Consider the following 12,637-nt stretch of genomic DNA (forward strand, 5'->3'; position numbering starts at 1 on the left):
AGTGCTTAAACTATAGGCTGAGCTAAAGGATTTCAAGCGACTACCTAAAAAAACTTAAGAAACCTGCTCAATCCCGACCAGAGTCCAGTTTCCAGAGTCTAAATCCGCATCTCGACTGAGGTGCCATGCTTCTGCAAACGGTGTAGTGGTGGCCGAACCGTTTTCACGAATTTCACCTTCAAAATAGAGGCTTACAATGTGTTCACCCAACAGCGTTTGGAAGTTAGCCAACTCAACATCAACTGACAAAACCTCAGTTACTTGGTTTTCTGGTAACACCATTCGATTGGTTTTAAGCGACTGCAATAGCTCTGGTGAGGTGTAAGAAGAGATCTCCTGCCAATCTTGACGATCCCATGCACTCTGCAAATTTTTGAAGTGATCCTTAGCGCCGGCCAGGAAAGCGTCTTCATCAAACCACTCAGGCGTATCAATCTTAGCGAACGTCGCGCTCATACCTGAAGCGTTTGAAGCACCACCCAATCCCTGTTCAGCATTTCTAGCCATGGGTACTTCATTCGGGGCGTAACCTCCCTGAGAGGCGCCAGCATAAGCAGCCCTTCTTTGCGACCCGAACAGTTTAAACAGCATAAAGATGACCAGACCAATCAACAGCATATCCATCAGCTGGATACCCTCAAAGGCACCACCGAAAAAGAGAGCTCCCAGAATACCGCCGGCCAATAGTCCACCCATTAAACCACCCATACCCGCTTTACCGCCTGCCGTTGAGGTCGGTGCCGTTTTTGATCCGGTTTGAGAAGGGGCAACCTGTTTGGTCGGAGCCGGAGCCGCCTTCTTAGGCATGGAGTAGCTTTTGCCCAAGCTAAAACCGCCACCAAAACGTTTAGCCTCCGCTTGATGGGGAATAGCTGCCACCAAACAAAATGCAAACAGGAGCGTAAAGAGTTGTTTCATTATTTTATAAACCTCAGATCAATTAACGGTTTTAGTACGGTTTTGTCGAATACCTGCTATCACTCGTCTTACGACGGCCAACCAGATGCCGAGCACAATGAGGGCAATTCCGATTAAATGGAAGCTGTGCATAGTCTCATTCAACACCAAGATAGACAAGAGGGTACCGAATACCGGAATCAGATAGATAAACAGCCCAGCGGTCGACGCTCCCAACTGCGCCACACCACGATTCCAGAAAGAGTAAGAGAGTATCGAGGGAAAGATAGCAATATAGACCACAACCGCCCAGACCGGCGTCTCGAGAGTCGGCACGACAAAGCCACCCTGCTCAAACAGTGCGAATGGGAAGATCACAAGCAAACCAATCAAAACCGACAGCCCGAAAAAGGTGAACGGCTCTAGCTCTTTAGGTTTGAACTTTAAGGTGATCGAATAGAGAGCCCAAGTCACAATCGCAGCCAATATCCAGACATCCCCTGGGTTAAGATGCAGTGAGGCAATTCGCTGCAACTCACCTTGGGTAATTAATACCAGAACTCCCATCAGTGATGCCGCAATCCCTAACCACTGCAGCCCACCCACAGACTCTTTGAAGAATAGCCGGTTCAACAACAAAATTAGAACGGGAATAATCGCATGCATCAAAGTAGTGTTTGTCGCGGTGGTCGTCTCAACCCCCAAATAGATGAACGTGTTGAAACACCCGACACTGGTGAGTGATAACCAAAAGAGCAGTGGAAAATGCGCTTTTATAATCGGCCACTGTCGAATCGCTTTGGGCAGCCAGAAAGGCAATAGGATCAAAAAGGCGAGTCCCCAGCGTAAAAATGCCATCAATAGTGGGTCGGCAATATCAGCCACTCCTTTAGCCGCGACATGATTACCCGCCCAAAATAGTGGCGTTAAGATCAACAATAGATAGGCGATCAACGTGCATTTCCTTTAGCAAAATAACTCAACAGACCGTAATGCGGCTCTTCACCTGTCACAACGTAATTGAGAGTACGAGCGTTCTCAAACAACCAGCGCTGTTGAGACAGGTCCGCCCCTCTCCCGGCAAACAGGATCTGATCTCCCAACTGCAGCTCAGTCAGCTCACCCGGCTCGATCATAAATTGACCACCACGCTTCACCAGCAGAGCCAAACATTTCAGCTCCTTTGCTCGATCTGCTGGGGATTTGAGTAGTGATCGTAACGTCAGGATCTGACCAGATTCTATCCACTCTTTTACAGCAGGCGTCTCATCGCCCAGTGTAAAGGCTTGAATGCGAACCTGGCCATCACCTACCAAGCGATTGAGGCGCTGAATAAGCTCTCTGGCATCCACTTCATCAAGCGCCATCGATTGGTCTAAAAACTCAGCTAGCAAGGGTGTACGGAGATGAGCCAGAATGCGACTGGCAATGGTACGTCCTGGGTTCATGACAAAATCGGCTTTAAGTCGCTCAAAAATTAACTCATTAGAGTCCAAGTTTTGGCGAACAACCGTCTGCAACCTAGGATTTAATTCGCGAGCGGTCATGATAATCGACAGATTATCCGCATCATTACCTGTACCAGCAATAATACCCACCGCCTCTTCAACACCCGCTTGAATCAGTGTAGACGCCTCGGTACCGATACCAACTACCGCTGCGGACTCTTCGCCTCTGAAGCCATCCATATGAGGATCCACTAAAGTAATTTCTGTCCCCTCGGCACGCATGGAGCCGGCTAGCGCGCGACCAAAGCGACCATAGCCACATAAAATCCATCGACCCGATTGATGCTTATAGGTTGATGCGATTGAGCGGTGCTCTGAGTAAATCAGCCAATCAACGATAAGATGCTTTTGCGGACTGTGGGCCGCTAGGCCAAGATACTCGGCAAACTGCTTAAAGGGGTCGACTACCAGATCGGTGCCAAAGGAGTAGAGGTTGGCAGTGGTCGTATCATTTTCGCTGCGGCTCACCACAATGCGTTTCGGATAGAGCAGCTTGCTGGCAATCGAGACCGACAGATTGACGTTATCATCATTGGTCAGGGCCAACACACCCAGACAACTTGGGTTCTGCAATCCAGCCAGATCGAGATTTTCCGGCAGTGAGGCATCAGCACACAGACCCACCACCGGCAGTGAATACTGTTCAAGTTCTAAAGCATCAATTCGGCTCTGATCGATATCGATGACCACCGATTTAATACCCTGTTGCTCCAGTCCAGCCACCACATCTCGGCCCGTTGTGCCAAAGCCACAAATTAGATAGAAGGGCTCTCGAATCGATCGAACTTGATGAGCAAAACGGCGAGTGCGCAACAGACGCGAGAATCCTTGATCTTGCAGCACACTCAACATGGCACCGATGGCATAGAGCCAAGCAATGACGGTTGCGTAGATGCAGACCAGGGTCCACATCCGCTGAGCACTGGTGAATGGGTAAGGAATCTCACCAAAACCGATGGTGGAACCCATAAACGAGACAAAGTAGAAGGCGTGGAAGAAATCCATACGCCAAGGCTGACCCTGATCATCAAGCCCAGGTATTAAAACAAACCCAAGCACAGAGACGGCGTAAACGCCGATTAGAACGCTCAGGGGCAGTCTTAGCCGCCTAAGTAGAATATAGAGCAGTGTATTCATCGACGAATCGACGCACTCTCAACCACTAGCAGAACCACCGACACAACATTCGCCACCAGTGCACCAGCAGCAAGCGACACAATACTCGCCATCGTCCCATCCGTCATTCCCAGTGACGAGATCTGCTCTGCATAGGCCCAGACCACCGCAGCTGCAATCAATTGCAAATCGGCAACCAAACTGGTCGCCAGCAACAGTGCTCCAAGGTGGCTGCGGTCACCAAACTTCAACACCGTACAAATTAAACTAACTACCAGGGCCAAAAAGAGCTCAAACACTTCATGATGTGCAGGATTATCGATATCCCCAAGAACAAAGCCGACATTCAGCGTCAGGGCTAAGATGATAAAGAATCCAAATACAACCTTTTCACGGTTCATCAACAAGCGCTCCCAATAATCCAGTTAGTCAGCTTAAAACGTATTTCTGTTCAACATCTTAACGACGTTTAAGTTAGGCTTAATATTAATGACTGAAGCTAACACTTATCGTGACTGTTTATCTAGGGGGTATTTCACATCGTGATCAAGAAATCGATCGTTTCTCTTCTATTTCTCGTTTTTTTATCACTGTCGTCGATCGTTGGTGCCGACGTAATCAAAAGCCTCAACGACACTCGTGAGTATCGAATTCTTGAACTGGACAATCAGTTAAGAGCATTGCTGATCTCGGATATGCAGAGCGACAAAGGAGCCGCCTCCTTGAATGTACAAGTAGGTAGTAGCGCCAACCCACCGGAGCGTGCAGGACTGGCCCATTTCCTAGAGCACATGCTCTTTTTAGGCACCGAAAAATACCCAGAGGCGGACGCCTATCAAGCGTTCATTAACTCTAATGGCGGCAGCCACAACGCCTTCACCGCCTACGATGATACGAACTACTTTTTTGATGTCCGAGCAGAGGCGTTCCCAGAAGCGCTCGATCGTTTCGCTCAATTTTTCATAGCACCACTCTTCACTGAGGCTTACGTGGATCGTGAACGAAATGCCGTCCACTCTGAGTACGAGTCAAAACGGCTGGATGATGGACGTCGCATCTACGTGGCTAAAAAAGAGGCGATGAACCCAGAGCACAACTGGACCCAGTTTTCGGTCGGCAACCTCGATACTCTGGAAAACACGCCAGAGAACCCCATTCGCCCCGATTTGATCGACTTTTACAACCGTTACTACTCGGCCAATTTGATGACACTAGTGGTCAGCGCACCGCTCTCTTTAGACGAACTAGAGACGCTAGTAACTCAGCGTTTCTCTAAGGTTAAAAACAGCAACGCCACGCCCTACAGCGATGCGGTGCCGCTGTTCACAGAGAACGAGATAGGTCGTGAGATTCGCATCAAAACCCTCAAAGAGAGCCGCCAACTAACGCTCACTTTTCCTGTTCCCCCCAGAGAAGGTTACTGGAAGAAAAAACCGCTCTACTTTATTGCAAACCAAATCGGCTATGAGGGCAAAGGGTCACTCCTCTCTTACCTTAAGGATGAAGGTCTAGCCGACAGCGTCGGGGCTTGGATTGGCATCGATCAACCCGAACAATCGACCTTTGATATCCATATCGATCTCACCCTAAAAGGTCTGGAGCAGAAAGAGCGTGTGATTGAGGCAGTGTTTAGCAAATTTGAGCTTATTAAACAGGCCGGTGTTCAACAGTCACTCTTTGATGAACAAGCTCTTCTTGCGATGAATGAGTTCCGATTCCAGCAGAGTTCAGAACCGATCCACAACGTGATGCGTCTTTCTAAGATGATGGTGGACTACCCTGAGGCTGAATTGATCAGGGCCTCCTACGCCTTTGATCAGTTTGATGCCGCGTTGATTAATGACTACCTCTCGTACATGACGCCGGACAACTTAGTGCTAGGCCTCTATTCACAGCAGGTTGAGACCGATCAGCAAGAACCTAGATATGAGATCGACTACAGCATTAAAACGATCGACTCCGCCCTTCTAGAGCGCTGGAAGAGTCCAAAACTCATTCCGGCCCTCAGCATTAAACCCTTGAATCCCTATATTGCTGATCAGTTCGATCTTCTCGAAGAGACGCAAGCAGAGTTGCCTGAGACTGTTTTTAAAGAGGGTAATCTCACTGCGCTGCACAAGGTTGATGTCAGCTACAAGCAGCCCAGAGGAGCAATCAATCTGGCGATACTGTCGAATAATGCTCAGCCTGATGCAGCCGCATCCGTCGCCAATTCACTGTTGACCGACATGATCAATGAACAGCTCAACGAAGCGCTCTACGATGCCGCACTGGCTGGACTGAACGCCGAGATCTACCCTCACCTGCGAGGCCTATCCATTAAAGTGAGTGGCTACAACCAGCGTCTGGATCGTCTGTTAGAAACACTGCTCAGGTCTCTGAGTATGCCTTTGCAGGATGAGGCGTTGTTTGCTCGATTGAAGCAGAACCTTAAAGAGGATCTTGCCAACAGCCTTAAAGAGAAACCCTACAACCGAACCTTTGCCCTGCTCTACCAAGAGTTATTGGATAATAGCTGGAGCAGTGAAGAGAAACTGGCGGTAATTGATTCGATGACACTGGCTGATCTTTCCAAGCAGAGAGAGAAACTGCTTGCTGAAGGTCAGTTAAAACTGTTTATCCACGGTAATATCAGTCGTGAACAAGCCGAGCTGATCAGCTCAACCGTTCACTCAGCACTGTCTGCGATGAAACCCGCTAATGTGAACCCGATCAAAGCGAACAGCCTAGATGATGGAGAGACAACTAAATCGATCTCGGTCGCTCATACCGACTCCGCACTGCTGCTCTACCTTCAGGCGGACAGTGACACGGCTCAAGCACGCGTGGAAACCGCTCTGATCAACGAGCTTCTGTCGACACCGTTTTACACTCAGCTGAGAACAGAGCAGCAACTGGGCTATGTGGTCTTTACAAACCTTCTACCTATAGGTGAAACACCCGGAGTCGGTTTGACCGTGCAATCTCCGACGGCTGATTCGCAAGCGCTGAAACAGGCTTATAGTGATTTCTTATCGGGTTGGCGTGCAGGGTTAGCAGCAGAGCTAGAGCAAAACATCGAACAGTATCGAGCAAGTCTGCGCTCGCGAATTGCGTCACCCTCCAAGCGGTTGGCGGATGAGACTGAAAGACTCTGGCGAGAGATTGATCGTGACAACCTAAACTTTGATACCAGAGAGCAGCTTCTAACCGCGTTAGACCATCTGACGCCTGAGCAGATACTCAAACGCGCAGATCAGCTGCTTGAACGTAAACTTTGGATAGAGGCTAACCCTGAGCAATCTTAGTCATACTCTCTAAGGTTCAAAGGGGTAGATCGACTCCGCATAGAGGGCGATATCTTCCAATATCGCCCTTTCCTCAGCCGTAGTCTCCGGTAGTTCAGCAATGCGATTCAGCTCTGCATAGAGTGCTTCAAAGGTGAGGTAACCACCGGTGCCTTTCAGTAGCTTTTGCGCTCGAAACTCCTCCCAACTCAACTGTTCCTCATCGGTTAGGGTTTCTGGGAAATTTCGAGCTTTATAACGCAGTAACATCTCCTCTAGACGGGGATCCTGAAACGGCAGCTGTAATTCGTACAAGCTCTCTTCATCCGCCTCACGCACGCGATCGATAAATTTTTTGTCATCATTGGAGAAGAAGCCACCTGAGTAGATCTGCAGATCAGGGTCAGCAATCGCATCGCGATCCTCTTGGTAAACCGCCATCAGTTTCTCTCGGAGATTAGGTTCATTGCGCAATAGCGCCAAATGCGCCCGACATTGATCGCCATCAATGGAAAATTTTGCCGGTTCATCACCGCGCAACATGTTGGCCGGTGCCACAATCGGGCAACGATTGGCATGCAGTAACTTCAGAGCTAATTTAGGGGTATTCTCATCACGCTGATCGCGCGGGAGATAGAGATTCTGTTTAATCTGCTCGGCAGTCAGTTCAAAAAGCGGGGCTGGGTCGTGTCGTAGATCCCAAACAATGCTGGCATTCTTGTTGGTTGGGTGCACCGCAATCGGGGCAACAACCGCCATATTGCCTTGCTCTACCGGGTAACGTGATGAGACGTGTAACACCGGCTTCATGCTTTGCGGATCGATCAGTTTTTGAATCGCCAATTTGGAGCGATGACGAATCACATAATCAAACAGCTTGGGTTGTCTCTCTTTAACCAGCTTGGCCATCGCAATGGTGGCATAGACATCAGATAGCGCATCGTGGGCACTACCATGCTCAATGCCGTTAGCCTTGGTCAGATCTTCCAGACGCAAACTCGGCGTGCCATCTTCGTAGCTAGGCCAAACGATTCCATCGGGACGAAGTGCGCGAGTGAGACGTAACATGTCGATGATATCCCAACGAGAGCAGCCATTTTGCCACTCACGCGCATAGGGATCGTAGAAATTGCGATAGAGGGTATTTCGCGTCACCTCATCATCAAAGCGGATTGAGTTGTAACCGACACCGCAGGTACCTGGTCGAGCCAACTCTGCATGAATCCTAGCGATAAACTCGGCTTCACTGACCCCTTTCTCTAAGGCAATTTGTGGCGTAATCCCGGTAATCAAACAGGCCATCGGGTGCGGCAACATATCATCGGCAGGACGAGCGTAGATCATCACAGGATCCTCAATGATATTGAGGTCGGCATCGGTCCGAATACCAGCAAATTGCATGGGACGATCTCGTTGTGGATCGGTTCCGCTGGTCTCGTAGTCGTGCCAAAAAAACGTCTCGTTTTGCGCACTCATCTTCGCATCCTTGATGAAAATTGCTGATAATAGCGTTAAGAGTAACAGGCCCTTTCCATTCTGGCTAAGAGAGTTCTAAAAATGCTAAACAATCCTACTGAATCAAACTGCCCCTGCGGCAGTGGCGCCCCCTTTTCAGAGTGCTGCCAACCCTATCTAGCCGGCATCGCAGTCGCACCCACTGCTGAAAAGCTGATGCGCTCACGCTACACCGCTTTCTCTGTCGGTGCTGTGGACTATCTGATCGATACTTTAGCGCCAGAGCGACGCTCACCAGGTGAAGCGAACATGCTGGCACAAGAGCTTCGCTCAACCGAGTGGGTGAAACTGGAGATACTGGATACGCATGAGGGTGGACCTCTGCATCAAAAAGGACAGGTCGAGTTCAATGCTCACTTTAAATCGGCCGATGGACGAGCTGGGGTGCTGCACGAACGATCCAATTTTCGCCGCGACGCAGAAAAATGGATCTATGTGGATGGTGAAGTAGAAGTCAATTAAGTGAAAGAGAAGTCAGACGCACCTGCTTGGCCATTGAGTGGGCCTGTTAAGCAAAATAGCGTCTGACATCGATTAATCCCTAAAGCTATTAGATAGGCATTAGAGAGGGATTAGAACATGTGTAGACCACCGTTCACTGAGAAGTCCGCACCGGTCATGTAACCCGACTCTTCGTCCGCAATAAAGGCTACCGTGCGACCGATCTCATCCGGTGTACCGAAACGTTTAACCGGAATCGTTGAGGTAATTTTATCCTGAATTGCCTGATCAATCTTAGCCACCATTGGAGTTAGGATATAACCAGGTGACACCGTATTGACGGTAATCCCTTTAGCAGCCACCTCTTGCGCCAGCGCCTTGGTAAAGCCGTGGATACCCGCTTTAGCTGCAGAGTAGTTTGCCTGACCGAACTGACCTTTCTGCGCATTCACAGAGGAGATATTGATGATACGACCAAAGCCTTTCTCAAGCATTGGGTTAATCACTAGGCGTGTCATGTGGAACATACTGTCGAGGTTGGCGCTAAGTACTTCGTCCCACTGTTCCCAGCTCATCTTCTTGAACTGACCATCGCGAGTAATACCCGCATTGTTGACTAGGACATCAACTGAACCACCAGTTAGCCTTTCAACCGTCGCAATACACTCAGCACAAGACTCAGCATTAGTGACATCACCGTAAGCGACTTCGATCTCGTAGCCATCTTTGCGTTGCTCCTCTTGCCAAGCTTTGGCTTTCTCGTGATTACCACCTGAGTTGTAGCCAGCAACGACTTTAAAACCAGCATCAGCCAATTTGCGACAGATGCTGACACCCAAGCCACCGGTACCACCAGTAACAAGTGCGACTTTTTGACTCATATTATTCACCCTTGTGTTGTGATCGACTCTCAATGAGGCGATTGATATGCAGGGAATTGGCCTCTCTTTTTGCGTTCTGCGTTCCACTCTCTGCAAACAAGAAATGGAAAAACATAGACCATGGAGGCTTTAAAAACCCTACGTTAGATAAGTAATTACTCTACTTTTTAGAACCTGACAAGTTTTAATGTCAGACAATGAACCAAAGTAGTGGATCAATTTAAACCAGAGAGATGACAGTGGTATGACGTCTGATTAGACCCTTTTTAGGGTCCGGATCATCCAGAACCAAGCGAACAGCGCCGTCAGCGCATTCGCTACCACTAGGCCGATAAAGAGCCCTTTAAGGTCGAACAGGGTGCTACCTAGCCAGCCGAGTGGAATGTAGAAGAGAAAGAGTCGAACGATGCTGACACGCATCGCATGATAAGGTAGATGCAGAGCATTAAAGCTGGACGAGCTGAGGAAAGTAGTCGCCTGAAATCCAAAGCCCAGCGGTACAATCAACATCCAGAGAACCAACCAGCGACCAACCTCAGAGTCGTTAGTAAACAGTGGCACTAAAAGCCCTGCACCAAGGGCTAACAGCAGGTAGATCAACAACTGCCAACTCAATGCAAAGAACACCGCATCACTGTAGGCAGACTTAACACGCGCGATCTGTTTCGCACCTAAGTTCTGACTTATGAAAGGTGGCAGCGTCATCGACAAGGCCAAACAGACCAGTAGGGCCAGAGATTCGATACGACTGCCTACCCCAAACGCTGCAACCGCAGCTGCACCATGCTGCGCAACAATCGCTGTCAAAATCCCGTTAGCCAGCGGCGTCATCATATTTGACAGAGCCGCGGGCAGACTGATCTTTAGGACTGAACGCCAATTTTTAAACAACACACTGGGGTCTAGTACTCCCAGCAGGATCATCTTTTTACGAACGAACAGCACCCAAATCGCTAACACAGAGGTGATCGCCCAAGCGATTAAGCTAGCAATGGCAGCACCCTGTATGCCCATCGCAGGAATAGCGCCCCAACCAAAAATCAGGATGGGATCCAGGATAAAGTTGAGAATTGAAGAGCCCAACATCAGCGCGGCTGAGGTGCGAGTATCACCCATCGAGCGGAAGGTGCTGTTACAGACCATGTTCAGAACCATAAAGATGGCCGCAAAGAACCAGACCGACATGTATGCGTCTATATAAGGGATCAGATACTCAGCAGCCCCCATCAACTCTACGATAGGAATCAAAAGAAACTGCCCGATAAAGCCCACCACAGCAGTAATCAAAACTGCCATCAGTAGGTTATCAGTCGCTAAACGTGCCACTCGCTGTTTCTCACCGCGACCGATCAGGCGAGCTAGAGTTGCAGAAGTCCCCACACCAAGACCGATGGCCAGACTGGTCAGCGAGAAGCTAATCGGAAAGGTAAAGGACAGTGCCGCCAGCGGCCAAGTGCCTAAGCGACCGACAAACCAAGCGTCTGCCAAGTTAAACAGCATCAGACTGATCATGCCGAACATCATCGGCACGGTCATGCGCACCAGTGTCGGTCTTATCGGGTCATTAGTCAGATCTGCAGCTTTAGACATGCGGGCACTATAACCTAGGTTCCCACGCACACCCAGCTTTGCAGTACACTATTACAAAATTTGTCAGGGCTTAATGTGAATTTACTGATTCTAGAAAAAGAGGATTTCACCTCCTCAACTGAGGTGCGCATCAGTGACCGTCGTCACCGCCACATGCTTGAAGTACAAAAACTAGAGGTCGGCGACACCCTAAGAGCTGGCGAACTGAATGGACTGATTGGCTCAGCCAGAGTGGATCAGATCGATTCTGAGTCGGTATCCCTTAAGGTTGACCTTCAAAAAAAGCCCCCCAAACCACTGCCAGCGACTCTACTACTGGCCCTACCCCGTCCAAAAATGTTGAAACGGACCTTTCAAACCCTAGCCGCCATGGGGGTAAAAGAGATCTACCTGATCAACGCCTATCGCGTCGATAAGAGCTACTGGTCAACGCCTGTCCTGTCAGAAGACTCGATCCGCGAACATCTGATTCTGGGTCTAGAGCAAGCTGGCGACACAAAACTGCCCAAAGTGCATATCCGTAAACGATTTAAACCCTTTGTTGAGGATGAACTGCCAGCGCTGGTTAATGGGAAACGCGCACTGATCGCCCACCCCTACAACGCTTCACTCTGCCCTGAACCATCAGATAAAGAGACATTGATAGCAGTCGGTCCTGAAGGCGGATTTATCCCTTACGAAGTCGATCTGATGCAGCAACAGGGGCTAGAGGCTATTCACCTTGGGGAGCGGATTTTACGGGTCGAGACTGCTGTGCCCGTGTTACTGTCGCGACTGTTTCCCATTAGTTAGCTGGCAGAGATCCAAGGGCGTTTAAATAACGATCCCAATCGAAACAGGGACCCGGATCGGTTTTACGTCCCGGCGCAATATCACTATGGCCGGTGATTCGGTGTGGGGTAATCAGCGGGTAGTGGGTCAGCAGTTGCTCAGTGATCTGAACCAATTGGTCGTACTGCTGATCGGTAAAGGGTTGATCATCGCTCCCTTCCAATTCAATGCCAATCGAGAAATCATTACACTGTTCGCGTCCATCAAAACTGGACTGCCCCGCATGCCATGCACGCTTGTTAAATGGTACAAACTGAACCACACGCCCCGTCCGCTCTATAAGCAGATGGGCAGAGACCTCTAACCCCTCTATCTGTTGGTAGTAGGGGTGCTCGCTGCAGTCCAACTCATTACAAAAGAAGCGCTCTACCGCCTGAGTATTAAACTGTCCTGGAGGCAGGCTGATGTTATGAATCACCAACAGTGAGATCTCATCACTCGGTCGCTCATTACAATTGGGCGAGGCGATCCAGTCGGCGCCTATGAGCCGGCCTGAAGGTCGATCGATACTGAAACTAACTGACAAATTGAACCCCGCTAACAGTGGCGATGGAGGTAAGATCACGTACAATACCTGCTCAAATCATATTAC

At 49.5% G+C, this 12,637-nt stretch carries 11 protein-coding genes; 3 read left to right on the forward strand and 8 right to left on the reverse strand.

The features are described 5' to 3' along the window. Positions 1 to 54: 54 nt before the first annotated feature. From XMM383_RS06600 to XMM383_RS06615, 4 genes are read right to left on the reverse strand one after another with little or no spacing between them, the layout of a single operon-like run. Positions 55 to 918: a Tim44 domain-containing protein gene (locus XMM383_RS06600; protein WP_173480433.1), complete on the reverse strand. Its 864-nt coding sequence runs from the start codon at positions 916 to 918 to the stop codon at positions 55 to 57. Between the two features lie 18 nt (positions 919 to 936). Further along, complete coding sequence (locus tag XMM383_RS06605) at positions 937 to 1,851, reverse strand: DMT family transporter (RefSeq protein ID WP_217361980.1); 915 nt, start codon at positions 1,849 to 1,851, stop codon at positions 937 to 939. Then, positions 1,848 to 3,542: a TrkA family potassium uptake protein gene (locus XMM383_RS06610; RefSeq protein WP_173494715.1), complete on the reverse strand. Its 1,695-nt coding sequence runs from the start codon at positions 3,540 to 3,542 to the stop codon at positions 1,848 to 1,850. The genes XMM383_RS06605 and XMM383_RS06610 overlap by 4 nt, the downstream gene beginning before the upstream one ends. Further along, entirely contained in the window at positions 3,539 to 3,922 is a 384-nt protein-coding gene (locus tag XMM383_RS06615) for a DUF6394 family protein (protein WP_173480431.1), read from the reverse strand. The genes XMM383_RS06610 and XMM383_RS06615 overlap by 4 nt, the downstream gene beginning before the upstream one ends. Positions 3,923 to 4,063: 141 nt before the next feature. On the opposite strand from XMM383_RS06615, the gene XMM383_RS06620 reads away from it, so the two are divergent. Then, positions 4,064 to 6,808, forward strand: coding sequence for an insulinase family protein (locus tag XMM383_RS06620; protein ID WP_173494716.1), 2,745 nt, complete (start codon positions 4,064 to 4,066; stop codon positions 6,806 to 6,808). Between the two features lie 9 nt (positions 6,809 to 6,817). Here the strand turns inward: XMM383_RS06620 and sbcB are convergent, their stop codons facing one another. Then, complete coding sequence (sbcB, locus tag XMM383_RS06625; protein ID WP_173494717.1) at positions 6,818 to 8,263, reverse strand: exodeoxyribonuclease I; 1,446 nt, start codon at positions 8,261 to 8,263, stop codon at positions 6,818 to 6,820. Positions 8,264 to 8,344: 81 nt separating this feature from the next. On the opposite strand from sbcB, the gene XMM383_RS06630 reads away from it, so the two are divergent. After that, entirely contained in the window at positions 8,345 to 8,764 is a 420-nt protein-coding gene (locus XMM383_RS06630) for a YchJ family protein (protein ID WP_173494718.1), read from the forward strand. Positions 8,765 to 8,874: 110 nt separating this feature from the next. Here XMM383_RS06630 and phbB read toward each other — a convergent pair whose 3' ends face one another. Both phbB and XMM383_RS06640 read right to left on the reverse strand, forming a co-directional pair. After that, positions 8,875 to 9,624, reverse strand: coding sequence for an acetoacetyl-CoA reductase (gene phbB / locus XMM383_RS06635; RefSeq protein WP_173480427.1), 750 nt, complete (start codon positions 9,622 to 9,624; stop codon positions 8,875 to 8,877). Positions 9,625 to 9,879: 255 nt separating this feature from the next. After that, positions 9,880 to 11,214, reverse strand: a complete 1,335-nt coding sequence (locus XMM383_RS06640; protein ID WP_254443091.1) for an MATE family efflux transporter — start codon at positions 11,212 to 11,214, stop codon at positions 9,880 to 9,882. Positions 11,215 to 11,289: 75 nt separating this feature from the next. On the opposite strand from XMM383_RS06640, the gene XMM383_RS06645 reads away from it, so the two are divergent. Continuing rightward, entirely contained in the window at positions 11,290 to 12,006 is a 717-nt protein-coding gene (locus XMM383_RS06645) for a 16S rRNA (uracil(1498)-N(3))-methyltransferase (RefSeq protein ID WP_173494719.1), read from the forward strand. Here XMM383_RS06645 and ampD read toward each other — a convergent pair. Then, on the reverse strand, positions 11,999 to 12,553 hold the full coding sequence (gene ampD / locus XMM383_RS06650; protein WP_173494792.1) for a 1,6-anhydro-N-acetylmuramyl-L-alanine amidase AmpD: 555 nt from the start codon (positions 12,551 to 12,553) through the stop codon (positions 11,999 to 12,001). The two genes, XMM383_RS06645 and ampD, sit on opposite strands and share 8 nt — an antisense overlap. Positions 12,554 to 12,637 lie beyond the last annotated feature (84 nt).

Origin of the sequence: Marinobacterium sp. xm-m-383, from assembly GCF_013283255.1 — a bacterium.
Classification (GTDB): domain Bacteria; phylum Pseudomonadota; class Gammaproteobacteria; order Pseudomonadales; family Balneatricaceae; genus Marinobacterium_E.

Coding starts and splice junctions, on each gene's coding strand:
- XMM383_RS06600 (WP_173480433.1), bottom strand. CDS start 918: ATGAAACAACTCTTTACGCTCCTGTTTGCATTTTGTTTGGTGGCAGCT.
- XMM383_RS06610 (WP_173494715.1), bottom strand. CDS start 3,542: ATGAATACACTGCTCTATATTCTACTTAGGCGGCTAAGACTGCCCCTG.
- XMM383_RS06615 (WP_173480431.1), bottom strand. CDS start 3,922: ATGAACCGTGAAAAGGTTGTATTTGGATTCTTTATCATCTTAGCCCTG.
- sbcB (WP_173494717.1), bottom strand. CDS start 8,263: ATGAGTGCGCAAAACGAGACGTTTTTTTGGCACGACTACGAGACCAGC.
- XMM383_RS06630 (WP_173494718.1), top strand. CDS start 8,345: ATGCTAAACAATCCTACTGAATCAAACTGCCCCTGCGGCAGTGGCGCC.
- phbB (WP_173480427.1), bottom strand. CDS start 9,624: ATGAGTCAAAAAGTCGCACTTGTTACTGGTGGTACCGGTGGCTTGGGT.
- XMM383_RS06640 (WP_254443091.1), bottom strand. CDS start 11,214: ATGTCTAAAGCTGCAGATCTGACTAATGACCCGATAAGACCGACACTG.